The sequence below is a fragment of the Burkholderia sp. WSM2232 genome (assembly GCF_000472545.1).
Taxonomy (GTDB): domain Bacteria; phylum Pseudomonadota; class Gammaproteobacteria; order Burkholderiales; family Burkholderiaceae; genus Paraburkholderia.
Window position 1 is genome coordinate 102,810 of record NZ_AWZV01000003.1, and the last position, 25,598, is coordinate 128,407.

Sequence of the window (25,598 nt, forward strand, 5' to 3'; positions counted from 1 at the left end):
ATTATTGAGCCATTCAATCACGGTCGCAAGCAAAACTGCTTGTCTGCGGCGGCCTCACGACAAAGGCGATTCATGGACACCGATTCGACGCTTCCAAACTTCCGCTCGCTCACTCCGTACGAGCGACTTTCGCACCTTCGCAACACGCTGGATCTGGACGACACGCAATGGGCGCAATTGGCAAAGCCCGGCGCGCTGCCGCTGGAAACGGCTAACGGCATGATCGAGAACGTGATCGGCACTTTCCAGTTGCCGCTCGCGGTCGCCGGGTACTTTCAGATCAACGGGAAAGACGTGATCGTGCCGATGGCCGTTGAAGAGCCGTCGATCGTGGCCGCCGCTTCGTTCATGGCGAAGCTCGCGCGCGAAGGCGGCGGTTTCCGCACGTCGAGTACCGGGCCGTTAATGCGTGCGCAGGTGCAGATAGTCGGTGTGAGCGACCCACATGGCGCGCGGCTCGCGATTCTCGCGCACAAAGACGAACTGATCGGCCTCGCGAACAGCCGTGACCAGGTGCTGCTGCGTCTCGGAGGCGGTTGCCGCGACATTGAAGTGCATGTGTTTCCGGATACGCCGCGTGGCGCGATGCTCGTCGCGCATCTGATCGTCGACGTGCGCGATGCGATGGGCGCGAACACCGTCAACACGATGGCGGAATCGGTGGCCGGGCGCGTCGAAGAGTTAACCGGCGGCAACGTGCGTTTGCGCATTCTTTCCAATCTTGCGGATCTGCGTCTTGCGCGCGCTCACGTGAGGTATTCGGCCGCGACGCTCGCGACTAAGGAGTACTCGGGCGAGGAGGTCATCGACCGCGTGATCGACGCTTATCTGTTTGCCGCCATCGACCCGTACCGCGCGGCCACCCATAACAAGGGCGTCATGAACGGCATCGACCCCGTGATAGTCGCAACGGGCAACGACTGGCGCGCGGTTGAGGCAGGCGCTCATGCCTATGCTGCGCGCGGCGGACGCTATTCGTCGCTGACAACGTGGGAGAAAGCGGCCAATGGAGACCTGGTTGGCACGATCGAAATGCCGATGCCCGTCGGCCTCGTGGGCGGCGCAACAAAGACTCATCCGCTTGCGCGGGTCTCGTTGCAAATGATGGGCGTCACCACGGCTCAGGAACTCGGCGAGATTGCGGTTGCCGTCGGTCTTGCTCAAAACATGGGAGCGCTGCGCGCGTTGGCGACCGAGGGTATCCAGCGCGGTCACATGACGCTGCATGCGCGCAATATCGCTGTCGCCGCCGGGGCAACGGGCGACAATATTGACTGGTTAGTCAATAAAATGATAACTTCGGCTGACTTTCGCATGGACTTCGCGCTAGAGCTTCTAGCCGGATTGCGGGAAGGTTAGCCTATGCGTTCGAACCGTCCAGGGCGGCGAGCCGTGGTCCGCAAAGAAGGGCCCGCAGTTGCCGGCACGGACACAATCCGCGTTGCTCACCACCTCGCCGGGACGGTTCGCCGTACATAGCGTGCGTTTTTCTCCATCGCCGCATGGCTGCATCTATAAAGCTATCGCCCCATCAGCTTCGGCAACATCGTTGTCATCGGCACAGTAACAAAGCAACACGTGCATGAGGCCTGGCAAGCTCGTTGCGATCGCCGCTCATGCTGGCTCTTTCCCGACATCTGAACGCAGACTTACAGCGAACAGTTGTTGGCGAATTGATCGGCCGTGCTTTTCACGCGGCTCACAATAAAATTCAAGTGGTCAGGAGGCAATCGAGTGAAACAGTCCAGTGCAAAGGCGGAACCGGCCGCGGCAGACGGTTTAGGCTTCCATGCAATTGACGGCACGACGCCGGCATTCGCGGAAGTGTGGGGCGACACAGTGGACCTTGCACATCTGGCGTGGTCGATCGTGCTCGGCGTAGCCATTAGCGTAGGCGCATTCCTGGGCGGCAAAGCCATGCTGTCTCACTTCGTCAACGATCCCGCTATCGCGCGGGCCTATGCGATGTTGATTGGACTAGGGGGTTGTCTCGCGGCGGGCGCGCTGTGTGCCGTCCTGTTCCGGCCGAAGCGGATCGTGGTGGAGCATGCGGTCGACGAAGCGGACAGGCTGGGGGTACTCGAGCGCCTTGCTGAAGAGCGCGGCGGTATCGGTTCTCTCACCGATCTTCCGCCGAGCGCAGTATCAGAGTTGAAAGAACTGGGCCTGTTCGAACTGTTCGCTTCGTACGAGGTTTCCGCCAAAACTACGCGAGCAGGAGAACACTGAAATGACCGAATTGCTCCACCAGTTGCCCAGCGCAATGGTCATGGGTTTGATCGGCGCTGTCGTGTTCGCGGGGATAGGGCTCGTGTCAGGCACTGACGAAACCACCACGCTTGCGCCGCTTACCTTGCTGGTCGCGTTGCTTGGCGTGCCGCCGGCTGGCGTGTTCACGTTTTTCCTCGCAGGCGCCGTGGCCAAGCATATGACGCATGCTATTCCGACCGCGTTACTGGGCATTCCCGGCGACACGATGGCCGCGCCGCTTCTGCAACAGGCGGCCATGTTGCGTGCGCTCGGCGTGCCTCATATCGCGTTGCGCAAGATGATCTCGGGCGCGCTGGTGGCCGCGTTCGTCGCATTGCCGCTTGCGGTGCTGTTCGCGCTGATGCTTGCGCCGTTCGGCGGACTGATCGCAAGCGCTGCGCCGTGGGTGTTTCTGGTGGCCGCGGTCTTCATCGCATGGTTTTCCGCCGGCCGCTGGGCCTCTGTCCTGTTGCTGATTCCATTTGTATTTCTGATCGTGGGCTTGCAGTCGCTCACGCGCAAGTACGGTGTCAACCTGAGCGTAAGCTACTTCCTCGGCATTGCGATTGGCCCGCTGGTGGCTGACCTTTTTTCCATTCTCTCGCCGGTCGAAAGGCGGCGCATGCGTCGCGAGGGCATGTCCCAATTTGCGCTTGCGCCCGACGTCAAGCGTTGGAGCGGCTACTTCCCGAATCCGCTGAAAGTGCTCGACCGGCAACAGATAGCCTGCACAGTAACGACGGCGGCCGTGTCGAGCGCAACCTTCGTGTTCAGCCCGGTTGCCATGACCGTTCTGATGGGAGAGGTGGTGGGCGCGCGAATAAAGCACGCCTATCAGCGGCTCACGACAGTGATCGCCGTGAGAAATGGTGTGACCGAATCCACGTACATTGCGGAAGCCATGATTCCGCTGATCGCTTTCGGTCTGCCGCTCAGTCCGGTCGCGGCCGGCCCGGCCGCGCCGCTTTTCAATGCGCCGCCGCGCTTTACCGTGGATGCCGCGACCGGCCACATCGTCAATCTGCATACGTTGATGTCGACGTCGCAATTCCTGATCTTCGGGTTGTTGTCCGTCGCGCTCGCGGCCCTGATCGCGTACCCGCTTGCCATGAACTACGCGCACCGGGCGGCTTCGTTCGTTGCGAAAAAGCTTAGCCACGAGGCGATCATCGCGACGTTTTCCGGTCTGATCGTGGTTATTGGCTTGTGGGAAGGACAGTTGCTCGGTCTAGCTGTGATCCTGACTGTCGGTCTGTTTGGCGGCCTTCTCGCGCGTCTGTTTGCCTTTAACACCGGGGTCCAGTTCATGGGTTATTACGCGGCTGTTCTGAGCGTGCCAGCAATCATCAAGTTCTTCTAGCGGCGATAGAAGGGCGCATTTGCCCGGCCATAGCCCCTCTCAAGGCAGGCAGTTGCAAGCCGCTGTGCCATTCCAGCGTTCATGCATTGCAACACGCGCAAAGTGGTCTGGGTACAGTTGCTTGTCTGTAGTTCTCAACTGTTCCTTCTAAAAGGGTACAAACCGCCTATCATTCGCGCATCCACTTCTAATCGCAATGGCAGTGACAGGAGAACAATGATGATCGCGCATGCGCTGGATACACGAGACACGTTGCTGAATCCTGCCGAACAGGTCCGTGCATCCACCGGTCAGTTGCTGCAAAGCTTCCCGGTATCGACCGGGGTCGTCTGCACGCTGTTGGCCGGCATGGGCGTTTATTGCGCGTATGTGTCCCAGATGGCTCCGTGGCCGGTCCTCGTCCATGTCGGCTTCCCGCTGATGCTGCTTGCGGCGCTGGCATCCACCGTTGCGGTGGTGACGGCGCTCAAGGCGTTCGAACTCGCGAGCCACCTGAAGCAGTTGGCCGCTGCAATCGAAGAGGGCGGCACACACGGCGAGGAGCCAGTGCTGAGCGAGAACGGTCCTGCCGATATCGCACGCCTTGCTCGCGCGATCAACGGCTCGGTGCGCCATCGCGTCGGACGTCAGGCCGAACTTCTGCAGATACTTGCTGCGTACGCGCACGATCAGCGCACGCCGTTGACGCGCATGGGCATGCGCTGCGAACTGCTGGAAGACGCTTCGCTGCGTGAGGCACTGCAGCGCGATCTCGCCGAAATGGCCGACCTCGTCGAGGCGAGCCTGTCGTGCGCAAAGATGCAATGCAGTGCCGAAGAGCCCTCGCGCCGCGTCGACGTTGATGGGATGCTCCGCACCCTGATCGGCGATTACCGCGACGCCGGCCGTCATGTGCAACTGGATGGATGCGTGGGCCGTCCGGTCGTAACCAGCCCGCATGCACTACGCCGCGTCATGATGAACCTGATTGACAACGCGTTGCGCTATGGCGGCGACGCGCGCGTGTGCGTGCGCGTGGAGGCACGGTGTCTCGTGCTCGCCGTCGTGGATTCCGGGCCGGGCATCGCTCCCGCTCAAATGGACGCCGTGTTCGCTCCCTGGTATCGCGCCCCGGAGACTGCCGGGCGCGCGCCGGGCTCTGGACTGGGGCTCGCCATCGCGCGTCGTCTCGCGGTGGCCATGCGCGGCGATCTGCAACTGGAAAACCGCCGCGCAGGCGGACTCGAGGCGCGCGTCACCTTGCCGCTCGTCGCGGCGTAGGCGCTTCGGCTTGCCCGTCAGATACATTTCGATACGCGGCCGAAACACCGCCGATACATTGCGCAGTTCTAATTAATACATCGGATTCGCAGCGCTCTAACGCGGATGAATGCAGTTCAGTGCGTTTTTTCAATTTCTCTCCACCTGAATAAAGGACTCAACGATGAACCTTCGACAACTGGTGATCGGCGGCAGCCTTGCCGCCGTTGTATCGGCCTTCGCGTATGCACCGGCATTTGCCGCCGAAGCGGCGACCGCCGCGCCCGACGCAACGGTGAGCACCGCAACACCGGCCGCGCCCAGCAAAAAGTCCGTGCGCGCAGCAAACCGTGCGTTTTCGCGGACGGTGCAGAAGTCGCTGCAAAAAACCAAAGGCTTGGACCAGACCACGATCGCGGTCTTCGGCAATGCCAAAACCGGTCAGGTGACGCTGGCGGGGCAGATCTCCAGCGAAGACCAGGAAGGCGTCGCCGTCGCGGCAGCGAAGCAGGTGCGCGGCGTCACGTCGGTGAGCAGCAAACTCACGCTGCGCGAGCAAGGCGGGGGTTGAACGACAGCGAAACAGGGCGGGTTGACGCCCGCCGTGTTTTTCCACGTACCCCGCTTTGCTGTTCCACCTCACGAACACACGGGCTTCTGGAGATCAGTCGATGAGAGTGCTATCCGACGACAACATCGTGGTTCGCGCATTGCTGAACGTCCTCGATCCGTCCGCGGAGCAACTCGCCGCCTGTGCGCGGAAGAGTCACACGCCGCTCCAGCGGTGCGGTGTAGGTACGCGTTCGGCCATGACCGACGCATGTCACCATCGCGCGAGCCGGTCTGCCCGGATTGCGGTAGTGGAATGGTTGTCGTCTGCGACCATTAGCGTCTCATGGAGCGACTCGTGCACAGGGCGGTACGCCGAGCAGATATGGTGCAGCGGTTTGGCGCGCGTCAGTTGCGTCTGCGCGCTGACCGGACGCGCCATCACGCGCGGTGACCGGGTGTTCCGCCCGCGTGCAGGTCAGGTTCGGATTCCCGGCAATCGCGCTCAGGTGATTCTCGCGGAAGCAATCGAACATCACACAGACGTGCCAATAGAAGGCGCTAGCGCCGCGTCTTTTTGAACCGCACCACGTGCGGCGGGATGCATGCCTGCACACGGTCCGCGCGGCGTCGAAAGCGGCCGCCCGCGTCGACACCTCGCAATCCGACTCACACACGGCATTTGTGATGACAATGCCCGCCCGGCCAGAGCGATGCCACCCCACCGCCCACCGCCCACCGCCTGCTCTGACGGCGCATCCCCCCACCATCTGAAAGCGTTGCGTGCCCGCAGTACTGTCCGCCGCCTGCGGTTACCCGTCACCGTCACACACCCATCGGCAACCATAGACCTTCGCGTAGCGCCTGAATTGCACGTACGTTCGCTCGCGCGCGCTACTTCGCTTATACGTACATATGATTGCGCACCGCGAAACGGAAGGTAAGCTTGGAACCCGTGCAGCCGTGCAGCCAGCCACGGAGTCCGGCCGCAAACGGCATGTTGCTACGGACGCCTTGCCCGTTGTGCGCGACCAGAAAGCCGAAGCTCGGCCAACGGCCCGGCAATAGCCAGGAAATCGAAACTCAAACACATTGAAGCGCATTGATGGACAGTCAAGGTCATCCATGCGCACTCCAGCCGACGGCAACAGGAGAACGACGATGACCGCACACGCCACTGTGCCAGGGAAGTCTGCCGATGAAGCAGCCGTTGTAAATCGCCGCGCCGGAACGGATTGCGCGCGATCGCCCTTTCTGAGGCTGCGCCTTTTCGCCGCTCGCTGGCGCTATGCCATCCTGCTGTCGATCGCGGTCTGCGCGCTGCTCGTCGAGGTACACCGCGCAAGTCGCGACACCTTGCTTGCGCTTTTGCCGGATCATCTGAGAGGCAACGCGATGCTCCTGAGTGCCGCTTCCGTTGGCGTGTGTCTGATGTTGCTTGCTGCCGTCATTGCGTTGCACGCGTTCGAGCAGCGTGCAAGCCTCGCGCAGCTCGCGGCCGAACTCGAACGTCAGGATGCCGAAGGTATTCAGGCAGCGCTGCCCGACACGGCCTCGGGTGTCGTCGCGCGGTTGATGCGTGCGATAAACCGGATCGAGCATCGCCATGCTGAACGGCTGGCGGAATTGCTGGACGTGCAGGCCGCCTTTCTACACGATCTGCGCACACCGCTCGCACGGCTGGGCATTCGTTGCGAGTCCCTGTACGATGCCGCCGCGCGCGAGGCGCTCAATCACGATCTGCGCGCAATGAACGAGCTGGTTGCGGCAGGCCTTGCATGCACGCGCATGCAATACAGCGCCGCAGAACAGCTACGCTGCGTGGACGCAGACGGCCTGCTCGGTCAACTGCTGAGCGACTACCGCGACTCCGGCCGCTACGTCGCGCTCGACGGTGAAATCGGACAGCCGGTTGTCAGTTGTCCACATGCACTGCGGCGCGTGCTCGCCAATCTCATCGACAACGCGTTGCACCATGGCAGCGACGTACGCCTGAGCCTGAAGGCGGAAGCACGGCACGCGATGTTTGCGGTGTCGTATTCGGGCCGCCGCATCGACGCTTCAGAGATGGAGGCGGGACTCGCGCCCTGGTATCGGGCGCCGAAAGCGGCTGAACGCGTGCCGGGCTCGGGCCTTGCGCTCGCGATCGCACGACGCCTCACAACGGCCATGCGTGGCGAGCTTCACTTGAAGAACCGCCGTACCGGCGGACTCGAAGTGCGGATCACGCTGCCGCTCGTGATCGCGTGATCGCGTGATTGCCGTGCACTGCCCGTTCAGAACGCGAACGCGCCGTGACGCGCCGCGACGGGCAGCCGCCGCGCGGCATAAACAGTGTCGGCCGTCATGACTCGCTTCCGGCCGCCCGATGGGTTGAGAGAACCTGGCCGAGAAGCTCGCCGCTCCCGCTTTCAGCGATGTATCTGCCGATTGCGGCGAGGTCGCTGTCGCCGGACGTGCCGATCAGCGCATAGCTCTGCTTTGCCTGTCTCCACGTCACGACCTGCATTGTGTCGACATGCTGCTGCGCGAGCGTGCCGTCAGGGTTGTTATCTGTGATCACGCAGAGAGAAACCGGCGAGCCTTTCTCCGGCAGGTAGACGATCTGAACCAGCGGCTTGTTGTTAAAGCGCAGACGTTGCACGCGCTTGAGCGTGAGTCCGAGCGAACGCAGGTCGGGCACTTGAATCGACAGTCCGTCGTCGCGGCGGATGTCCTCGACGATTTGTGAAAGGCCGGCAATGGGCAAGTCGGATGCAACGGTTTCCCGCGAATAGAGCCGCTGATAATTGACTGCCGCGACGACCCACGGCGATAGACCCGCCGGCCTCGCCTGCGGTAAGAGCGTCTGCGCGACAACGGCGGGGGCGCTACCCTCCGACAAGCGCAGCGCGGTCGCACAACAGAACGCACCAGCCACGAAGGCGAGCGCGGCCCACGGAGCCGAGGCGCGAATGCGCGCGCGCACGGGGCGGGCGCATTCGAGACCACTCGCGCCGGTCGAAGCCCAAGGGCGCGCGCGCCCAGACGAGGACCACGGGCTACGGCCGCTCGCCCGCGATGCCCACGCCGCGACTGGATCCTTTTTGCCGACAGTTCTTTTGCCAGAAGCGCCCGCGTACGCGTCTACAAGCTGCGCAACATTGCGCGCAAGGCTTTCCGGAACCGGTGGCAGTTGCTGCCGCTGGAACGCGCGCCGATACGGCAACGCCGACGCCCGGAGCAACGCGACGCGTTCTGCGACGTCGGCCGAGTCGACGATTGTGCGTTCGACTTCCTTGCGCTCGCGCGGCTGTAAATTGCCGTCGACATACGCCATGAGCAGGATGTCGTCCATATTCAAGCCCCTTGGTCTCTGCCATTACTCGCGCTGGCCGCGCTTTTTTGTTTTTCGCTGAACAGGGCCCCAATGGTTTGACGGGCCCGCGACAGGCGGCTCATGATGGTCCCGATCGGCACGCCGAGCGTTTGTGCCGCCTCCTGATAGCTGAGGCCCTCGACCGCTACCAGCAGCATTACTACGCGCTGTGCGTCGGGTAGCCGCTGCACGGCTTCTACGATCTGTCCGTCCATCGCGTGTTGTTCAGGCGTGCGCGCGGCTGGGTCGGCGACCGTTTCGAGAAATTCATCGTCCCAGTCCATGCCCGAGCGACTGCGCACGCTGCGCGCACGCAACTCGTTGATCCATGTGGACTGCACGATCGAAAACATCCAGCTGAGCGGCGCGGTGTCCTGCTGAAGTTGATGCGCGCGTTCGAGCGCCCGCACGCAGGCGCGCTGCACCAGGTCCTCGGCGTCGTGCCGGTCGCCCGAAATGCGCAGCGCGAATGTCCACAGGCGCGGAAGCATTGACGGGAGGAGGGCGGACAGATCTGCTGCGGTCATCGAACTCGTCCATCGCCGGATACTTTGCGGCCGCTGTCCGCCCGCGCTTGCGCAGTCGGCTCAGGCATGCACGCGACGTTGTTTCGCACAGCCGGTTGCGGCTGCGCCGCACTGCATTTCGATTCATGCATGCCGCATGTGGCCGGCTGCGATGGCTGGTGTGTTTCCATGGAACGATGCGGGAGGGCGCAGGCTATGCAACATCAAGCTAAACACCCGCAGCGAGTGATCTATTCCATCGCGGCAAGCGGTGCCAGATAATAAAGGCCGAACACGTTGGTAGTCACCGCGCGCGACCGCCCCCCGGATCATTTCCCACGTGCCATTCATGAACTTGCGCTGACCACCGGGCACTGGCAGAAAACGCCTATGTGCAGCAAACACGAAGCAGCACGACCGCGCATCAGGCGCACACCGCCAGCCGCTCGATAGCGAACCGCACGAGGCGCCGCAGCACGGCCGGCGCCATGCCCGCGCGAGCATTCAACTGCAGGCTTTGCATGGTGGCTCCGACAAAGAGCGCGACTTCGTCGGCGTCCATGTTTGCATCGATTTCGCCGTTGCGCTGCGCCTCGCGGACGCGGGCGAGGAGCGATTCCTTGAGCCGCCTGGCGCCTGCAACGCGGATAGCGTTGACATCGACATCGGTAGTGCCGAATTCCGCCGCGCTGTTCACACCCATGCAGCCGCGCTCGCGTTCGTCGGCGCTTGCGGCAATCGTGCCGAGCAACAGGGCCTTTATACCCGCCACAGCGGACGAACCTCGAGTGAGGCGCGCAATGTGGCCCGCAATACTCTGCTCCTGGTAGCGCTCGAGCGCTTCCAGATACAGCTTGCGTTTGTCGCCAAATGCGTTGTAAAGGCTCTGCCGGCCAATTTCCATGGCAGCGAGCAGATCTTCCGTGGATGTCCCGGCATAGCCTTTCGACCAGAACACCCGCATTGCGCGATCCAACGCCTCGTCCCTATCGAACTCACGAGGTCTCACCATATTTCCACCCTGATTGCATTCCGATGATTGTGGACTGTTCTATCCATATTGTCAGCCCGGCGTAATGTTCCAGGAAGCGATCTATTAGCCGCCCGTCTTGCGGTCATGAGCATTGTGCTCCGAAGCCTTGCGCCGCGCACCTTGCTGTGGCTGAGGCGCGGCAAACATGGGGATGCGTTTCTGAAGCCGTTTGGGCAATCCGTTTGTGCAGCTCGTCTGTGCAGCGCATCTGGGAAGCTTAAGCGGGCGCACGGTAAGCAGCCGATCAGCTTTGACCGGCACTCTAGCCCAGGCGTTCTCGAGGAGTGCATACGCAACCGGAACCGTAGTTTAGGGTGCGCGGCAAACTTGCCGGTCGACGTCATGAAATCTCCCGCCGCCTGCGGAACACTCAGGGGCCCGATCGTCAAACTCCCAGTCATCAGCACAGAGACCGCGTGACCGATTTCCAAACGCCGACGAAGCGGCGGCCCGTGTCGCCGAACGCCGCGCACCGGAGGCTCGCTCGCATTCACGTAGTGCCCCGCCCGCTAGCGTTGCTCACAGGGCAACATCATGTGAACTTAGTTGCTCTTGCTAGTAGCGCTATGCCCTGCCACTATCGGATCAACGCACAAGGCAGTTCCAGCGCGCAACGACGAAGCATCCACATCCCAAACTGGCTGCGCAACTGCGCGCATTCGTCACCGAGCGGGTCGACATAAAGAGTAGGTATCCGAAACATTCAGGCGCCGCATTGCGGTGTGGTCCAGAAAAGGTGAAACGCATGAAAATCCTGATTGCCGGTTTCCAGCATGAAACCAACACATTTGCGCCGACGCGGGCGTCATATTCGAGTTTCGTTCAGGGTGAGGGGTTTCCGCCGCTCGTTCGCGGGGCCGACGTGCTTGGGCTGCGTGACGTCAACGTGCCGATTGGCGGATTCATCAAGACAATGGAGGCGAACGGCCGCGAGCTGCAACCGGTAATCTGGGCGGGTGCGAGCGCGTCCGCCCATGTCACGAACGACGCGTTCGAGCGTATCGGCGGCGAGATCATCGCGGCCGTCGAGCGCGGCGGCTTCGACGCAATTTATCTGGACCTTCACGGCGCGATGGTGACAGAGCAGTATGACGACGGCGAGGGAGAACTGCTCGAGCGCGTGCGCCGGATCGTCGGAGACAGCATGCCGGTCGTCGTTTCACTCGATCTTCATGCCAACGTCACCGCGCGGATGTTCGCGCATGCCAGCGCGCTGGTCGCTTACCGAACGTACCCGCACGTCGATATGGCGGAAACCGGCGAACGGGCCGCGCGCATTCTCGAAGATCTCATGTGGGAGCGGCGCCCGTTGCACGGCGCGCTACGCCGCGTGCCCTTCCTCATCCCGGTCAACGGCATGTGTACGCTGGTGGAGCCGGCGAGCGAAACCTACGGCTTGCTTGCGGACATCGAGACACGTCCGGTTGTGTCCGCCTCATTCGCACCGGGTTTTCCAGCGGCGGATTTCCCGGAATGCGGTCCCACCGTGTGGGCGTACTCGTTCGACGAAGACGCAGCCGAGCGAGCTGCCGACGCATTGTTGACGAAGATCGTCGGCGACGAATCGCGCTGGGACGTGCCCTTCCTGACGCCGGACGAGGCCACGCAGGAGGCAATCCGTCTAAGCGCCGCAGCCGACAAGCCTGTCATTATCGCCGACACGCAAGACAATCCAGGCGTAGGCGGCGACTCGAACACGATGGGCCTCGTGCGCGCGCTGCTGCGCAATGGCGCGAGCGAAGCCGCGGTAGGCGTGATCTGGGACGCACAAGCCGCAGCCGCCGCGCATCGCGCGGGCGTGGGAGCGCGCATCGCGATCGAGCTCGGCGGGCGCTCCGGCGTGCCCGGCGACTCGCCGCTCGCGGCCGAGTTCGAGGTGGAGCAGTTGTCGGACGGCGTGTTCCGCTTCGACGGCCCGATGCTCAACGGTATGCGCGGCGAGCTAGGGCCGACTGCGTGCCTGCGGATAGAAGGGGTGCGGATTGCCGTGAGTACCGTCAAGATGCAGGTCTTCGATCGCAACCTGTTCCGTGTGGCCGGCATCGAACCGGAACGAATGAAGATACTCGTCAACAAAAGTTCGGTCCATTTTCGCGCGGATTTTCAGCCCATTGCTCACGCCATTCTGGTTGCAAAGTCGCCCGGCCCGATGGCGGCCGATCCCGCCGATCTGCCATGGCAGCGGCTTGCCCCCGAGATGCGCGTGCGTCCCCTCGGTATGCCGTTTGGCGAATTGAGGACCGAGTCCGTCGAATAGTGCGGTGCCGTGCGTTGGGCGTGTCCGTGGCGCGGATTTGTATCGCAGTGTACCTGCGCCGCGCCCGGATAAACTGGCTTGCATGACGAGGGGTGGACGAACACATTCCAGATACGTCGGCGGGTTCAAATATCGACACGCAAGGTTGATTCGCAACACTGCGTCCGGTTCAGACCACACCATGGTTCGCAGGCTTCGCGCGCCAGGTGTTGCGCCTGAACTCATCGACCTCTGATTACCACTGTTCTTTCTGGAGAAGACTCATGAAACTCGTTCAATCGCTCGTCGTTGCAGCGCTCGTTGCCGTGCCGGCCCTTTCGTTCGCCCAGTCGAATCAACCGTTGACGCGCGCCGACGTGCGCGCGGAACTGGTCCAGTTGCAAAAGGCGGGCTACAACCCGGCCAGCGACAACGCGCAATACCCGAAGAACATCGAAGCCGCCCAGATGCGTCTTGACGCACAGAACGGCTCGGCCGCCGCCGCTTACGGTGGCGTCGCAAAAGGTAGTTCGGCCGCGGGCGCACGCGCTTCGGTAACTCAAACGCCTGACACGCAGCAGAACATCATCGGTCTGGGCCCGATCTATGCCCATTCGTAATTCCGGCGACGGCGGCGCGCTGGTAGCGCCGCCGCACGTATGCCGGTATCGACGCGGGTTCTAACCTGCGTGGATGCTTCGCGTTGCCTTGCCCGCGCCGCACGCCTGGTTCATGCCGACAAATTGACCTGCACGCCGGAAGCTTTCTGCTGCTCAATCTCGCGCTGCGCTTCCATTTCCTTTTTCAGCATTTCGCGAACCTTTGCGAGAATCTTTTCGCGCTCTTCGGGCGGCATCTTTTTCAACTCTTCTTCCGTTACGCCGAGCTTCGCCAGAATCATTTTCTCCATACGCTCGCCGGGCGTGCCGTTCACATAGTCGGTGAGCTCTGCCAGCAGCGCCTGGAACGACGGCTTGGCCCGATTGCCCGCCGTGGACTGCGCCGCATTTCCATTCGACGAAACGCCGTTTGCGGCCGATGCATTCAAGTTTGAAAAATCGATTGTCATGGTAACCCCCGGAGTGGCTGCTAGTTGAGTCCCCGTTCAGCAGGACGATTGTGAGTTATGGATCATTTGGTCCATAATAATCGCTATGCGTTCCAATGACAAGGATGCCCGTCCTAGCCTCGGAATGTCCCCGACTAGCCACCTTGGGCCGCATTGCGGCTCGCAACTGACAATTTCGACGCCGCAATGCCCGACTTGATGACCTTGCCGACGGCTCCATCAATCACGGAAGAGGACGACGGTTCGGTTTATATCGTCGACCACGAAGAGCTGGTCCGCCAGGCGCTCGCGCGCCTGCTGCGCACGATGAACCTGAAAGTTCATGCGTTCGCCTCGATCGAGGCGTTCATCGCGGCCCCGCGCAGCGCCGGGCCGTCCTGTCTTGTGCTCGATGTACGACTGCCTGAACAGAGCGGCCTTGCATTTCAGAGCTCGGTGGCGAAGGCAGGCAAGCCGCACATGCCCATTATCTTTATGACGGGGCACGGTGACATTGCAATGACAGTGAAGGCAATGAAGGCCGGAGCGATGGATTTTCTGTCAAAGCCCTTTCGCGATCAGGACATGATCGATGCAGTCATTGGTGCGCTGGACTGGGACCGGGCGCGTCTCGCGCGCAATCGCGCGCTGGCGGAACTGCGCGGCCGTTGGGCAACCCTGACGCCGCGCGAGCGGGAAGTGATGCAACACGTAGTGGCCGGCCTGACGAACAGGCAGATCGCGGCTGCTATGGGAATTGCGGAGATCACGGCGAAGATTCATCGTGGCCAGGCCATGCGCAAGATGAAATGCCGCTCGGTCGCCGATCTCGTACGCATGATGGACGCGCTCCGCGCTCCTGACAATGCACCATGAATAGAACGGTGTAGTTCGCAGAGGTGTTCTCCGGGGCGTCAACGCATGCGCGTAAGCAACGGAATAAGCGGGTGTAACGGGTGTTTTGCACAAAGCCGTGCGGCAAGCGCGCGTGACGCTCCATTAAATGTAGTTCAACATGCCATTCGAGGATTGAATGAAAGTAGCAGTCATGGGCGCGGGGGCAGTGGGTTGTTATTACGGCGGCATGCTCGCCCGCGCCGGGCACGCTGTCACGTTGGTTGGCCGGCAGGACCACGTGTCGGCGATCGCACAGCGTGGCCTGCGTTTCGAAAGCGCGCGCTTCGACGACTATGTTCCTGTGTCGGCCAGCACCCATGCAGAGGGCGTGGCGAATGCGGATCTCGTACTTTTCTGCGTCAAATCATCCGATACGGAAGAGGCCGCGCTTGCCATGCGGCCATATCTGGAAAGCAGCGCTTTCGTGCTGACGTTACAGAACGGCGTGGACAACGCCGAGCGCCTACGGAGTGTGATACCGCAGCAAGTCTCATCGGCAGCAGTCTATGTCGCGTGCGAGATGGCCGGTGCGGGCCACGTACGGCATCACGGTCGCGGTGAGCTGATCATTGAAAAGACAATGACTGCGAGCCAGCATATCGCACAGGTATTGAACAGCGCCGGAATCGGGACTGAGCTGTCCACCAATGTTCGCGGCGTGCTGTGGGAGAAACTCATCCTCAATTGCGCGTACAACGCAATGTCCGCGCTAACGCAATTGCCTTTTGGCGAATTGCGCCGCCGCGGCGGAGATGGCGTCGAAATAGCCATGCGCGATATCGTCGCGGAATGCATTGCGGTTGCCCATGCCGACGGCGTCGACATTTCGAGCAATGCCGACCAGACCGTGCGAACCATCATGGAGACAATTCCGGCCGGCCAGTATTCGTCGACGGCGCAAGACCTGTCGCGGGGCAGGCGTAGTGAAATCGAACATCTCAACGGACATATCGCGCGTCGCGGCGCTGCGCTTGGTATTCCCACCCCCGTGAATCATCTGCTGCTGTTGCTGGTGAAGACGCTCGACAATCGTTCTGCCCGAGGCGAGCCGGCATAAGCCGTTCGCGTTGGGCCGCCGTTTGCGTGCGAGCGTCAAGGCGAACGCTCACGCCAACGCCGCCGGTTCAGCGCCCGTGAGCGTCTGCAAGGCGCTCGCTCAGCGCACGGAGAAACGCGGTTCTGTCGACAGTGGCGGGAAGTGCGTCGGCGAGCCGGTTGTGAAAGGTCGCGGTGTCGGCGCCCAGCGCGGCCCGCTGCGCGACAATGCGGGCGACGGGACCAATATGCGTTGCAAGCTGCCGTGCGGCTACTTCGATATGCGCCGCATCGGGCACAGGTGCCTGGGAGGAAGTGACGCGTGCCGCAGGTTGGATACTCTCGCTCGCCGGCCGCGGAGACGCGGCTCCCTGCACGGCAGTGTGCCGTTGCAGCAGGGTGTCGAACTGATGACGTGTCTGTTCGTCGGGGAGATGACGCGCGAGTTGCGCCGCCAACATGCGCGGATTCGTTGCGTGCGCCGCCGCCCGCCGCACGAGCAGCGAAGCGACAGGCCCGACGTGGCTCGCAAGCCGCGCTTCGATCTGCGCGAGCAATTCCGGCGGCCAGACAACGGAGCCGGCGGACGCCGCGTGACCAGTAGCGGTGGCGACCCGTGGTGGAAGCGGTGGTAAATGCGGCGGTAAATGCGGCGGGGGCAGCGGTGGCAAAAGCGCTTCCCGGTTTGCCGGCGTCGCGACCACCGTCTGGTCGGGATCGCGTTCCGCCGCAAGCGTATCCAGCAGGCTCAGCAACTCGACGCGCCAGCTTTGCGCGGATAGGTAGCGCGCCTCGGGCTGCTTTGCGAGCGCCTTTCGCACCATCGCATCGAGCGAGGCTGGCAGGCCGGGCGTTTCGCTCGACGGCGCGGGCGGCACGCCGTTCAGCACCTGCTGCATCACAGCTGCCGACGAGCCCGCAAACGGGCACTTGCCGGTCAGCATCTCATACAGCACGATGCCCGCCGAAAAGAGATCACTGCGTGCGTCGATCGGCGCGCCCGTGTACTGCTCGGGCGACATATAGGCAGGCGTGCCGATCATCATGCCCATCTGTGTCAGACGGCCGGTGTCCAGTTGCGCGATGCCGAAGTCGGCGATCTTGCATTCGCCACGCGGCGCGATCAGCAGATTGGCGGGCTTGATGTCGCGATGGATCACGCCGGCGTCGTGCGCGTACGCAAGCGCGTCCAGCAACTGCGCGAACCACGTCAGCGTGCGCGCAAGCGGCAATCTGGTGCCATGCACGGCTTCTTTTGCGAGTCGCGCGGCGAGCGTTTCTCCCCGTACATATTCGAGCGCAATGAACGGGACGCCGTCGGCCTCTCCATAGTCGAACACGCTGACGATATGCGGATGCACGAGCCGCCCGGCCGCCCGCGCTTCGTTGATGAAGCGCGCGGGCAGTTCCGCGTCGGCTGTGCTGCCCGCTTCGTGCGAATCGCGCAGCAACTCGGGGTTGATCGTCTTGAGCGCAACTTGCCGCTGAATATGCGGGTCGGTCGCGAGGTAGACGGTGCCCATCGCGCCGCGGCCGAGTACCCCATCAACCAGATAGCGGCCGATCTGCCGCGGCACTGCGCTCATCGCATTCATCGTGCTCATGGTTGCAAGCCGTGCGGCACCGTAGCGGCTGCACCGGTTTCATCGAGTATCTCGAAGGCCGTTACGAGGCTGGTCCGCATTCGTCCGAACGACACCGCGAGTGAGGCGATCTCGTCGCTGCCGCGCGTGGGCAAGTCGACCTCGCCGAGTTTGCCGAGGCTTACTTCGTCGGCGGCACGGGAGAGAGCCTGCAGGCGCCGCGTGACGAGTACGTGCACCATCACGTTCAACACCACCAGCACGACTGCGAACACCACGCTGAGCGCCGTCATGAAGCTGCGCCACAGTGCCCGGCCGCGCGCGATCGATTCCGACATCGGCACCGAAACGAACTCCGCGCCGATTACGTCGTTCATGGCCCAGCCAAATCCGTTCGCCGGTCCGTACTTGTCGAGCATGGTGCGCGGCGCTGCAGACGGCGTGCTGTGACACTGCATGCAGGCGGCATCCGTGATTTTGCTGGGACGCGCCAGAAAGAGCAGATGTTCGCCACCGGGCGTGCGCCGCTCGCCGGTCACCTCCTTCAACGCGGGCTTGTCGTGCAGATGCGCAATCACTTCGGATTCCCAATCGGTCGGGCGGTCGCGCGGGTTGGTCGGATTGAGCATCGTCGAACGGTACGAGAAGTTCGGGAACGCGCCCTGCAGCGTATTCAGCATTTCTATTGCCGAAAACGCGGGCACCGACTCAGGCACGAACGAATATTGAATCTGTGTCGAGAGTAACGGCGTGATGTGCTTCGCGGTGTAGTCCTGCATCGCCTCGGCGGCGCTCATCAAAACATTGGCGTCGTGGCGGGTTTCGTCGAGCGACTGTTGCTGCAGCACATGGTCTGCGACGATGCCCGCCGCGCTCAGTCCAATCGCGAAGATGGTGATGAACACGAGATTGAACTTGATGGCGAGTGATAGCTTCATGGTCGAGCCCATACGGATGCGAAGGACGGAGAGGCGGGAGCGGCTATGCCGGACCACCGGGCAGGTGCCGGGTGTGGCGGGGTAAGTGGGTCCGCAAGCGGCTTCATCAGCGGCTTCATAGACGGCTTGACAGGCGGCAGCAGGAGCGGCCGCCAGTCCGGCAGATCGCGCAGGTTTCGCCGGATGTCGCGGCGAAAGGCCGGGTCTGACAAACGAGCGCCAAAGCGTTGAGTAAAGCGCGTGCCAGGCTCTGTTCGCACCGCAAGCGCGCTGTGGAGCCAGTCGGACACGTCCGCGTAAGTCACGGGGCGCGAGGCGGGTGCCGATGCGGTTGCGAGGCGTGGCGTGGTGGGCGCGGCGGGCGCAGGCGGCAACGGCAAAGGCCGCAACGCGTCGCGGAACGCGAGCGGCATCGCGGCCACGAACGCGGGGTCAAGACGCGCCGAAACGGCAATGCCGGCGTTCGTTTTCGAAAGCTGCGCGAACTCATGGACGGACATTCCGGTTTGCGCCGGCTTCCCATGCGGCTTGCCTGGCGTGACCAGTTGTGCGGACCCGTTTTCGCAGAACACGGCGTTCGCGTTAGCGTCAGCATAAGCCGGCGTGGACGCAGCAATCACGAGCGCGCTGCGCTCGGCCGGCGTCACACGCATACGCTCGGTTTCCACGACAGGCACCGCGCAATTGGCCGCAGTGCAGACGTGCTGCACCTTCAGCCAGCCACGCAGCAGCGCGACGCGGCCATCGCGCGCGAGCAACACTTGTGTGTCGCCTCCGAGCGCAAGCACATTGCCCGTCTGGTCCTGCATCTGAACGATTCCATTGGGGCTCGGCTGCGTTTCGACTATATCGTCCGGCGCGAGCCGTTGACCTGAGCCGGCCAAATACACACTGCTTTCGTGGATCGTGGTCACTGGTGCGCCGGTTTGCACAATAGTCCAGCTGGCGTGCGCATAGGGTGCGAGCGCAAGCAGGCAAAGGGGTAACAAGCGCAACGGTGCGATCGGCCACAAGCGTAGGGGATCTTCGGAAAATGTCATTGCGTGCCGGGTACTGAAGCCACGGTTCCTTAACCACTGTTGCTGACTGAACAGCCGGCTACCCAAATTTATTCCGGCATGTCGTGACGAATGTTGCGGCGTGGCGCGCAGCGTGCAACCCGCGCATTTTTCGCGCACTGAATCCGGCGATGGAATATTCACGCCGGCCCAGATGTTGTTGGTGCGGAAGGCGGCTGTGTCGATGTGCGAGCGCTCAGGCGGATCGATTCAAAAACCATGGAATAGATCGCGGCTCTGCGCTGTTGTGTGAGCGTGGACGATGCGCGGGCACAGCACGCCGCGTCTGGCGAGCCGGCCGGTCGCAAACACCCCGGCTCCTTCGAATCCCGAACCCGAATGCATCCAGAGGAACGAGCGTATGGCAACGAGACAGAGCAGTCAGAAATTCATTGCGCGAAATCGTGCGCCGCGCGTACAGATCGAATATGACGTCGAGCTGTACGGTGCGCAAAAGAAAGTGCAGATACCGTTTGTAATGGGCGTGATGTCGGATCTGTCCGGCGCCAACAGCGGCGATCTTCCGCCGATAGAGGAACGCAAGGCATTGGAGGTGGATGTCGATAACTTCGACAGCCGCATGCAATCGATGAAGCCGCGAGTGAACTTCAACGTTCCCAACACGTTGACAGGCGAAGGCAATCTCGAAGTCGACATGACCTTCGAAAGCATGGACGACTTTTCGCCCGCCGCAGTCGCGCGCAAGGTCGATGCGCTCGCGCGGCTGCTCCAGGCACGCACGCAACTGGCGAATCTTGGTACTTATCTCGACGGCAAGGCCGGCGCGGAGAAACTGATTGCCGAGGCGCTGAAGGACCCGGCGCTGCTGCAATCGCTAAGCGCCGCTCCGAAGCCTGCCGACACCGAAGCCGGACAGGAGTGAGCGCGATCATGGAAAGCCAGAAGCAGTTGGAAGCGGCCGCACAAGGCACGCTGAGCGTTACGAGCGACTTCGCCGCGCTGCTCAACAAGGAGTTTCGCCCGAAGAACGAACGCGCGAGGGAAGAGGTCGAGGCGGCGGTGCGCACGCTCGCCGAGCAGGTGCTGCAAGATTCGAACATCGTCTCCGACGACGTGACGCAAACCATCAATGCGTATGTCGCGGAGATCGATCGCAAGATCACAGAGCAGTTGAATCGCATCATGCATCACGAGCAATTCCAGAAACTGGAAGGTGCATGGCGCGGCCTGCATCATCTGGTCACGAATTCGGAGACCGATCCGATGCTCAAGATTCGCGTGCTGAATGTGTCGAAGAAGGAGTTGGGGAAGAACCTCAAGCGCTTCAAAGGCGTTGCATGGGACCAGAGCCCGGTGTTCAAGCGCATCTACGAAGAGGAGTATGGCCAGCTCGGCGGCGAACCGTACGGCTGCCTGATCGGCGATTACTACTTCGATCATAGTCCGCAGGACATTGAAATGTTGCGCGGCATCTCGCAGATTGCCGCCGCCGCGCACGCACCGTTCATCTCTGCCGCCGATTCGAGCCTGCTCGGCATGGAAAACTGGAGCGAGCTCGCCAACCCGCGTGACCTGTCGATGATCTTCACGACGCCGGACTACGCCGGCTGGCGCTCGCTGCGCGAAATGGACGACGCGCGTTACCTGGCGCTGACGATGCCCCGCACGCTTGCGCGCCTGCCTTACGGCGCAAAGACCGATCCCGTCGAGGAGTTCGATTTCGAAGAAGACACGGAAGGTGCTGATTCGTCCAAGTACACATGGCAGAACGCGGCTTATTCGATGGCGGTGAACATCAACCGCTCGTTCAAGCTGTATGGCTGGTGCACACGCATTCGTGGCGTGGAGTCGGGCGGCGCGGTCGAGAACCTGCCGGTTCACGCGTTCCCGAGCGACGACGGCGGCGTCGACATAAAGTGTCCTACAGAAATTGCGATCACCGACAGGCGCTCGGCGGAACTCGACAAAATGGGCCTGATGCCGCTCGTGTACCGCAAGAACTCGGATGTCGCCGCGTTCATCGGCGCGCAGTCGGTGGCAAAGCCGGAAGAGTACGACGATCCGTCGGCGACCGCGAATTCGAACCTCTCGGCGCGGTTGCCTTACATGTTCGCGTGCTGCCGCTTTGCGCACTACCTGAAGTGCATCGTGCGCGACAAGATCGGTTCGTTCAGTACGCGTGAGCAGATGGAGAGCTGGTTGTCGAACTGGGTAATGAACTATGTCGACGGCGATCCGGTGAACTCCAGCGAAGAAACCAAGGCGCGCAAGCCGCTCGCCGCCGCGCAGGTGGTGGTCGAGGAAGTGGAGGGCAACCCCGGCTACTACACGTCCAAGTTCTTCCTGAAACCGCATTACCAGCTGGAAGGCCTGACGGTGTCGCTGCGGCTCGTATCGCGCCTGCCCTCCGCACTCGCGGCGTAGGGGTGCGGCACCGCGGCACCATGCAAAGAACCTGTCCGCAGCGCAAATGCTACGGGCTCCACGTTCGCCCTGGTGGCGAGCACACTTATTAGCAACGGGAAGAGGTCAATATGGCATTCGATATGCACCTGAAATTCGGCTCCGGTTCGGTCACGATCCAGGGCGCGTCCAATCATTCGAAGCACAAGAACGAGGTGCCGATCATCGCGTGGTCGTGGGGCGTCAGCAACACCGGCAACCTGCACACAGGCGCGGGCTACGCGTCGGGCGGCAAGGCGAACATCCAGGACATCACCATCACCAAGTACGTCGACAGTTGCTCGAACGCGATCCTCAACGCCTGCTGCACGGGCGCACGGCTTGAAACCGCCAATCTGTACGTGACTAATGCGACCGGTCAGCAAACGGACTTCCTCACGATCGAACTGAGCGAAGGCGTGCTGATCACCTCGGTCGCGACCGGCGGCAGCGGGGGCGACGAGCGTCTGACCGAAAACATCACACTCCACTTCGGCAAGTTCAAGTATTCGTTCCAGCCCCAGGACGACGAAGGCAAGGCAAGCGGCGGCACGAAGGACTTCACGTTCGACATTCAGCAGGTCGCGAAGCAGTAAGCGGGCCTGGCTGCACGACGGTAAGGTGCTTCTTACGATAAGGATGCCGAACGGATGGCGGAGTTAACCCCTCAGGAGCGCTTGCAGCCCTCGTTGCTCGACCGGCTCACCGACATGGCGCCGGGCGAGCCAGACGAGAGCCGCGAGCAGCGGGTCATCACGGCGGCTCGCCTGCGCGAGTACGTGACGCGTGACATTGCCGCGCTCCTGAACTGCACGCGGCAGTGGGAGAGCGACGGTCTTCCCGGGCTGGATCACGTCGCCAACTCCGTCCTGAACTTCGGTATCCCGGACCTGGCCGGCGCGCCGTTGTCCGGCATCGACGCAGGCATGTTGCAGGAGCGTATCCGCACAGCGCTTATCGACTTCGAGCCTCGCCTGATTGCGGACACGGTGCAAGTGGCCGTGAAAGTCGACGACGCGGTGATGAACGCACGCTCGCTGAGTTTTCGTATCGAGTCGCAGATGTGGGCGCAACCCATGCCGCTTGCGCTCTATCTGCATACCGACGTCGATCTCGAGACCGGAGAATTCCGGGTCTCGCAACATTTCGGTTGACTACCATGGACCCACGTCTTCTCAGTTACTACAACCGCGAACTGCAGCATGTTCGCGAGATGGGCGCGGAATTCGCGAGCGCCTATCCGAAGATCGCGGGGCGCCTCGGCATGGAGGGCTTCGAATGCGCCGATCCCTATGTGGAGCGGCTGCTGGAAGGCTTCGCGTTTCTCGCCGCACGGGTGCAACTGAAACTCGATGCGCAGTACCCGGTGTTCACCCAGCATTTGCTGGAAATGATTTATCCGCACTATCTGCTGCCGATTCCGTCGATGGCGGTGGTGCAAATGCATCCCGACGGCACCCAGGATCTGCCCGTTGGCGGTCATACGGTCGCGCGGCACACGGTGCTGCGCAGCCTGAAGGGTTTCGGCGACCGCACAGCATGCGAGTATCGAACCGCGCACGAAGTCACGCTGTGGCCGCTCGAACTCACCGAGGCGCGCTATTTCGACACGCCGGCCGCGCTTGCCGCTGCCGGTCTCGTGCCGCCGCCGGGGCGCGAAGTTCGCGCAGGCTTGCGGCTGCGCTTGTCCACCTTGTCCGGCGCGCAGACCAACATGCTGGCGCTCGACAGCCTGCCGGTTCACCTTGCCGGCGCGGACGAACTACCCAACGTCGTCTACGAGCAGATGCTCGCAAACGGTGCGGGCTATACGGTCCGGGTGCGAGGCGCGCAGGAAGGCCAATTCGTCAGCGAGCATCATGACGCCGCGGCGCTGCGCGCGCCAGGCTTCGACGAACACGAGGCGATGCTGCCATACGGCGACCGTTCGTTCAGCGGCTACCGACTGCTGCAGGAATATTTCGCGTGCCCCGAGCGCTTTCGCTTTGTGGAATTCACAGGCTTGCGCTCCGCGCTCGCACGGGCTCAGGGCAATGAGTTCGAGATCATAGTGTGGCTCGGTCGTGGCGTGGCCAGGCTGCATCATTCGCTCGACGCCGGCAACTTCAGGCTGTTCTGCACGCCGGCGGTCAACCTGTTCGAGCAGCGGGCCGACCGGATCCATCTGCAGCAAGGCAAGAGCGAGTATCACGTGATCGGCGACCGCACGCGTCCAATGGATTTCGAGGTGCACAGCGTGCTCGACGTGCAGGGCTATGGCGACAGTCAGGAACCGCAGCAAAGCTTCTTGCCGTTCTATGGCGGCACGTCGCGCACCTGGCATCACGCGCAGTCGGCGTTCTATACGTTGCGCCGCGAGCCGCGTCTTCTTTCGGGCAGGCAATTGCAGAACGGTGCGCGGTCCAGCTATGTGGGCAGCGAGACGTTTATTGCGCTCGTCGACGCCAACGACGCGCCGTACTCCAGCACGCTGCGTCAGCTCGGCTTGAGGGTGTTGTGCACGAATCGCGATCTGCCATTGCACATGCCGGTCGGCAAGTCGTACACCGATTTCACGCTGGACACCGACGCGCCGGTCGCATCGATTCGCTGCATCGCCGGTCCGACCCGGCCACGCGCGCCGACCGCGACCGGCGAGACCGCATGGCGGCTGATCAGTCACCTGCAGCTCAATTACCTCTCGCTCTTCGAGGACAGCCGTGACGGCGACCGCGACAGCGAGGGCGAGAAGAATGCCGCGGCATTGCGCGAGATGCTCGGCCTCTATCGCGACGAGTTCGACGCGGCGGCACGCCGGAAGATCGAGGGCATCAAGCGGGTCGCCGCAAGGCCCGCCACGCGACGGATGCCGGTGCCCGGACCGATCACGTACGGACGCGGCCTTGAAATCACACTGACCTGCAGCGACGCCGCCTTCGAGGGCAGCAGCGCGTTTCTGCTCGCGTCGGTGCTTCAGCACTTTTTCGCGCGCTACGTCTCGCTGAATTCGTTCACCGAGACTGTCTTGCGCACCTTCGAACGTAACGAGGTAGCCCGATGGCCCGCCACACCCGGCAAGCGTCCGATCCTTTAGCGCTCGAGGTCGCGCTGAGCGAACGGCCATTCGACTTCGAGTTTTTCGAGGCGATGCGCCGGCTCGAATGCGCGTACCCGGACCATCCGCGCTTCGGCCATTCGACCAAGCCTGCCGACGATCCCGTGCGGCTTGCTCATGCGGCGACGCTCGAGTTCGCGCCGCGCGGCATCGAGCGCTTCGAGCGCGGGGCGCCGGGCTCGCCAGGCACGCTGTACGGGCTGTTTTTCGGCCTATTCGGACCGAACGGTCCGTTGCCGTTGCATCTGACCGAGCATGCGCTCGAGCGTCAGCGCAACGCGAAGGACACGTCACTCGTGGCGTTTGCCGACATCTTTCATCACCGGATGCTGAGTCTTTTCTACCGCGCGTGGGCCGATGCGCAGCCCACGGTTCAGCTCGATCGTCCCACCGAAGACCGCTTTCGCACGTATGTCGGCGCGCTGATTGGAATGGCGGCGCCGCAACTGGCAGGACGCGACGCGCTGCCGGATCAGTACAAACGCTTTTTCGCCGGGCGGCTGGTGCCGCAGGCCCGCAATGCGGAGGGGCTCAGGGGCTTTCTTGCGCACTACTTCGGCGTGCCCGTTGCGGTGCTCGAATTTATGACGGGCTGGATGCAGTTGCCGCGCGACACGCACCTGCGAATGGGCGTTGCGGTGGCGTCATTGGGTCGCGACGCGACGCTCGGGGCACATGTGCGGGGCGCGCAGCAACGCTTTCGTTTGCGCATCGGGCCGCTGCCGCTTGGCGAGTTCAAGCGGTTTTTGCCGGGCGGCGACGCGCTCGCCGAACTGGTGGCTGCGGTAAAGCTCTACGTGGGCCGGGAAAAGCGCTGGGACCTGCAGATCGTGCTCAAGAAAGAAGAGGTGCCCGCGACCCATCTCGGCCAGATGGGACGCATGGGGTTCAGCACATGGATCGGCCATTACCGCAAGCCCGTGGATGCGGATGAAGTCGTGCTGACGCCGGTCGACTGAGACCAGGTGAATACATTGCACCGACGCGTTCGCGTCCTGACTTCCAACCGGC

Annotated in this window: 25 protein-coding genes; 17 read left to right on the forward strand and 8 right to left on the reverse strand. The window is 62.6% G+C overall.

Annotation, left to right across the window (positions count from 1 at the left end):
• The first annotated feature begins 72 nt into the window (after positions 1-72).
• From F757_RS0100450 to F757_RS34805, 6 genes are all read left to right on the forward strand, one after another.
• Complete coding sequence (locus tag F757_RS0100450; protein WP_027209636.1) at positions 73-1,359, forward strand: hydroxymethylglutaryl-CoA reductase, degradative; 1,287 nt, start codon at positions 73-75, stop codon at positions 1,357-1,359.
• A gap of 375 nt (positions 1,360-1,734) precedes the next feature.
• On the forward strand, positions 1,735-2,229 hold the full coding sequence (locus F757_RS0100455) for a hypothetical protein (RefSeq protein WP_027209637.1): 495 nt from the start codon (positions 1,735-1,737) through the stop codon (positions 2,227-2,229).
• Position 2,230: 1 nt separating this feature from the next.
• On the forward strand, positions 2,231-3,610 hold the full coding sequence (locus F757_RS0100460) for a tripartite tricarboxylate transporter permease (protein ID WP_027209638.1): 1,380 nt from the start codon (positions 2,231-2,233) through the stop codon (positions 3,608-3,610).
• A gap of 219 nt (positions 3,611-3,829) precedes the next feature.
• Positions 3,830-4,870 carry a sensor histidine kinase gene (locus tag F757_RS0100465; RefSeq protein ID WP_027209639.1) on the forward strand — a complete coding sequence of 347 codons (1,041 nt, stop codon included), beginning with the start codon at positions 3,830-3,832 and terminating at the stop codon, positions 4,868-4,870.
• Positions 4,871-5,033: 163 nt separating this feature from the next.
• Positions 5,034-5,420, forward strand: a complete 387-nt coding sequence (locus F757_RS0100470) for a BON domain-containing protein (RefSeq protein ID WP_027209640.1) — start codon at positions 5,034-5,036, stop codon at positions 5,418-5,420.
• A 100-nt stretch (positions 5,421-5,520) separates the two neighbouring features.
• Positions 5,521-5,979: a DUF3331 domain-containing protein gene (locus tag F757_RS34805; RefSeq protein ID WP_084530661.1), complete on the forward strand. Its 459-nt coding sequence runs from the start codon at positions 5,521-5,523 to the stop codon at positions 5,977-5,979.
• Positions 5,980-6,517: 538 nt separating this feature from the next.
• Here F757_RS34805 and F757_RS36385 read toward each other — a convergent pair.
• Entirely contained in the window at positions 6,518-7,006 is a 489-nt protein-coding gene (locus F757_RS36385) for a hypothetical protein (RefSeq protein WP_232221312.1), read from the reverse strand.
• Here F757_RS36385 and F757_RS36390 point away from each other — a divergent pair.
• Positions 6,974-7,648, forward strand: coding sequence for a sensor histidine kinase (locus F757_RS36390; RefSeq protein ID WP_232221313.1), 675 nt, complete (start codon positions 6,974-6,976; stop codon positions 7,646-7,648). The two genes, F757_RS36385 and F757_RS36390, sit on opposite strands and share 33 nt — an antisense overlap.
• A 94-nt stretch (positions 7,649-7,742) precedes the next feature.
• Here F757_RS36390 and F757_RS0100485 read toward each other — a convergent pair whose 3' ends face one another.
• The 3 genes from F757_RS0100485 to F757_RS0100495 form a co-directional block, all read right to left on the reverse strand.
• A complete protein-coding gene (locus tag F757_RS0100485; RefSeq protein ID WP_027209642.1) occupies positions 7,743-8,735 on the reverse strand; it encodes an anti-sigma factor family protein in 993 nt (330 codons plus the stop codon).
• A gap of 2 nt (positions 8,736-8,737) precedes the next feature.
• On the reverse strand, positions 8,738-9,283 hold the full coding sequence (locus F757_RS0100490; RefSeq protein WP_027209643.1) for an RNA polymerase sigma factor: 546 nt from the start codon (positions 9,281-9,283) through the stop codon (positions 8,738-8,740).
• A gap of 403 nt (positions 9,284-9,686) precedes the next feature.
• Entirely contained in the window at positions 9,687-10,274 is a 588-nt protein-coding gene (locus tag F757_RS0100495) for a TetR/AcrR family transcriptional regulator (protein WP_027209644.1), read from the reverse strand.
• 766 nt (positions 10,275-11,040) lie between these two features.
• On the opposite strand from F757_RS0100495, the gene F757_RS0100505 reads away from it, so the two are divergent.
• Both F757_RS0100505 and F757_RS0100510 read left to right on the forward strand, forming a co-directional pair.
• Positions 11,041-12,552, forward strand: a complete 1,512-nt coding sequence (locus F757_RS0100505; RefSeq protein ID WP_027209645.1) for a M81 family metallopeptidase — start codon at positions 11,041-11,043, stop codon at positions 12,550-12,552.
• Positions 12,553-12,815: 263 nt separating this feature from the next.
• Entirely contained in the window at positions 12,816-13,151 is a 336-nt protein-coding gene (locus F757_RS0100510) for a DUF4148 domain-containing protein (protein ID WP_027209646.1), read from the forward strand.
• A gap of 110 nt (positions 13,152-13,261) precedes the next feature.
• Here F757_RS0100510 and F757_RS0100515 read toward each other — a convergent pair whose 3' ends face one another.
• Complete coding sequence (locus F757_RS0100515) at positions 13,262-13,600, reverse strand: hypothetical protein (protein WP_027209647.1); 339 nt, start codon at positions 13,598-13,600, stop codon at positions 13,262-13,264.
• Between the two features lie 186 nt (positions 13,601-13,786).
• On the opposite strand from F757_RS0100515, the gene F757_RS0100520 reads away from it, so the two are divergent.
• Entirely contained in the window at positions 13,787-14,455 is a 669-nt protein-coding gene (locus F757_RS0100520) for a response regulator transcription factor (RefSeq protein ID WP_027209648.1), read from the forward strand.
• Positions 14,456-14,612: 157 nt separating this feature from the next.
• Positions 14,613-15,533: a ketopantoate reductase family protein gene (locus F757_RS0100525; RefSeq protein WP_027209649.1), complete on the forward strand. Its 921-nt coding sequence runs from the start codon at positions 14,613-14,615 to the stop codon at positions 15,531-15,533.
• 67 nt (positions 15,534-15,600) lie between these two features.
• On the opposite strand, the gene F757_RS0100530 is transcribed toward F757_RS0100525, so the two are convergent.
• The 3 genes from F757_RS0100530 to F757_RS0100540 are packed head-to-tail and all read right to left on the reverse strand — an operon-like array spanning position 15,601 to position 18,946.
• The gene (locus F757_RS0100530) at positions 15,601-17,115 is read right to left on the reverse strand and encodes a serine/threonine-protein kinase (RefSeq protein ID WP_084530663.1); all 1,515 of its coding nucleotides are present in this window, start codon (positions 17,113-17,115) and stop codon (positions 15,601-15,603) included.
• Complete coding sequence (locus F757_RS0100535) at positions 17,112-18,032, reverse strand: c-type heme family protein (RefSeq protein WP_027209651.1); 921 nt, start codon at positions 18,030-18,032, stop codon at positions 17,112-17,114. The genes F757_RS0100530 and F757_RS0100535 overlap by 4 nt, the downstream gene beginning before the upstream one ends.
• The gene (locus F757_RS0100540) at positions 18,029-18,946 is read right to left on the reverse strand and encodes a hypothetical protein (RefSeq protein WP_232221314.1); all 918 of its coding nucleotides are present in this window, start codon (positions 18,944-18,946) and stop codon (positions 18,029-18,031) included. Before F757_RS0100540 ends, F757_RS0100535 begins: the two co-directional genes overlap by 4 nt.
• Before the next feature lie 505 nt (positions 18,947-19,451).
• Here F757_RS0100540 and tssB point away from each other — a divergent pair.
• The 6 genes from tssB to tssG all read left to right on the forward strand — a co-directional run bounded on the left by tssB (position 19,452) and on the right by tssG (position 25,546).
• Positions 19,452-19,973: a type VI secretion system contractile sheath small subunit gene (tssB, locus tag F757_RS0100545; protein ID WP_027209653.1), complete on the forward strand. Its 522-nt coding sequence runs from the start codon at positions 19,452-19,454 to the stop codon at positions 19,971-19,973.
• A gap of 8 nt (positions 19,974-19,981) precedes the next feature.
• Positions 19,982-21,475 carry a type VI secretion system contractile sheath large subunit gene (gene tssC / locus F757_RS0100550; RefSeq protein ID WP_027209654.1) on the forward strand — a complete coding sequence of 498 codons (1,494 nt, stop codon included), beginning with the start codon at positions 19,982-19,984 and terminating at the stop codon, positions 21,473-21,475.
• 110 nt (positions 21,476-21,585) lie between these two features.
• On the forward strand, positions 21,586-22,089 hold the full coding sequence (locus F757_RS0100555) for an Hcp family type VI secretion system effector (RefSeq protein WP_013341669.1): 504 nt from the start codon (positions 21,586-21,588) through the stop codon (positions 22,087-22,089).
• A 54-nt stretch (positions 22,090-22,143) separates the two neighbouring features.
• Positions 22,144-22,647, forward strand: coding sequence for a type VI secretion system baseplate subunit TssE (tssE, locus tag F757_RS0100560; RefSeq protein ID WP_027209655.1), 504 nt, complete (start codon positions 22,144-22,146; stop codon positions 22,645-22,647).
• Between the two features lie 5 nt (positions 22,648-22,652).
• Entirely contained in the window at positions 22,653-24,566 is a 1,914-nt protein-coding gene (gene tssF / locus F757_RS0100565) for a type VI secretion system baseplate subunit TssF (protein WP_027209656.1), read from the forward strand.
• Entirely contained in the window at positions 24,530-25,546 is a 1,017-nt protein-coding gene (gene tssG, locus F757_RS0100570; protein WP_027209657.1) for a type VI secretion system baseplate subunit TssG, read from the forward strand. The genes tssF and tssG overlap by 37 nt, the downstream gene beginning before the upstream one ends.
• Positions 25,547-25,598: the final 52 nt, after the last annotated feature.

Bases quoted from the DNA above. Each gene is read 5' to 3' on its own strand.
- F757_RS0100450 (WP_027209636.1), top strand. From the start codon at position 73: ATGGACACCGATTCGACGCTTCCAAACTTCCGCTCGCTCACTCCGTAC.
- F757_RS0100460 (WP_027209638.1), top strand. From the start codon at position 2,231: ATGACCGAATTGCTCCACCAGTTGCCCAGCGCAATGGTCATGGGTTTG.
- F757_RS0100465 (WP_027209639.1), top strand. From the start codon at position 3,830: ATGATCGCGCATGCGCTGGATACACGAGACACGTTGCTGAATCCTGCC.
- F757_RS0100470 (WP_027209640.1), top strand. From the start codon at position 5,034: ATGAACCTTCGACAACTGGTGATCGGCGGCAGCCTTGCCGCCGTTGTA.
- F757_RS34805 (WP_084530661.1), top strand. From the start codon at position 5,521: ATGAGAGTGCTATCCGACGACAACATCGTGGTTCGCGCATTGCTGAAC.
- F757_RS36390 (WP_232221313.1), top strand. From the start codon at position 6,974: ATGCGTGCGATAAACCGGATCGAGCATCGCCATGCTGAACGGCTGGCG.
- F757_RS36385 (WP_232221312.1), bottom strand. From the start codon at position 7,006: ATGGCGATGCTCGATCCGGTTTATCGCACGCATCAACCGCGCGACGAC.
- F757_RS0100485 (WP_027209642.1), bottom strand. From the start codon at position 8,735: ATGGACGACATCCTGCTCATGGCGTATGTCGACGGCAATTTACAGCCG.
- F757_RS0100490 (WP_027209643.1), bottom strand. From the start codon at position 9,283: ATGACCGCAGCAGATCTGTCCGCCCTCCTCCCGTCAATGCTTCCGCGC.
- F757_RS0100495 (WP_027209644.1), bottom strand. From the start codon at position 10,274: ATGGTGAGACCTCGTGAGTTCGATAGGGACGAGGCGTTGGATCGCGCA.
- F757_RS0100505 (WP_027209645.1), top strand. From the start codon at position 11,041: ATGAAAATCCTGATTGCCGGTTTCCAGCATGAAACCAACACATTTGCG.
- F757_RS0100510 (WP_027209646.1), top strand. From the start codon at position 12,816: ATGAAACTCGTTCAATCGCTCGTCGTTGCAGCGCTCGTTGCCGTGCCG.
- F757_RS0100515 (WP_027209647.1), bottom strand. From the start codon at position 13,600: ATGACAATCGATTTTTCAAACTTGAATGCATCGGCCGCAAACGGCGTT.
- F757_RS0100520 (WP_027209648.1), top strand. From the start codon at position 13,787: ATGCCCGACTTGATGACCTTGCCGACGGCTCCATCAATCACGGAAGAG.
- F757_RS0100525 (WP_027209649.1), top strand. From the start codon at position 14,613: ATGAAAGTAGCAGTCATGGGCGCGGGGGCAGTGGGTTGTTATTACGGC.
- F757_RS0100530 (WP_084530663.1), bottom strand. From the start codon at position 17,115: ATGAGCACGATGAATGCGATGAGCGCAGTGCCGCGGCAGATCGGCCGC.
- F757_RS0100535 (WP_027209651.1), bottom strand. From the start codon at position 18,032: ATGAAGCTATCACTCGCCATCAAGTTCAATCTCGTGTTCATCACCATC.
- tssB (WP_027209653.1), top strand. From the start codon at position 19,452: ATGGCAACGAGACAGAGCAGTCAGAAATTCATTGCGCGAAATCGTGCG.
- tssC (WP_027209654.1), top strand. From the start codon at position 19,982: ATGGAAAGCCAGAAGCAGTTGGAAGCGGCCGCACAAGGCACGCTGAGC.
- F757_RS0100555 (WP_013341669.1), top strand. From the start codon at position 21,586: ATGGCATTCGATATGCACCTGAAATTCGGCTCCGGTTCGGTCACGATC.
- tssE (WP_027209655.1), top strand. From the start codon at position 22,144: ATGGCGGAGTTAACCCCTCAGGAGCGCTTGCAGCCCTCGTTGCTCGAC.
- tssF (WP_027209656.1), top strand. From the start codon at position 22,653: ATGGACCCACGTCTTCTCAGTTACTACAACCGCGAACTGCAGCATGTT.
- tssG (WP_027209657.1), top strand. From the start codon at position 24,530: ATGGCCCGCCACACCCGGCAAGCGTCCGATCCTTTAGCGCTCGAGGTC.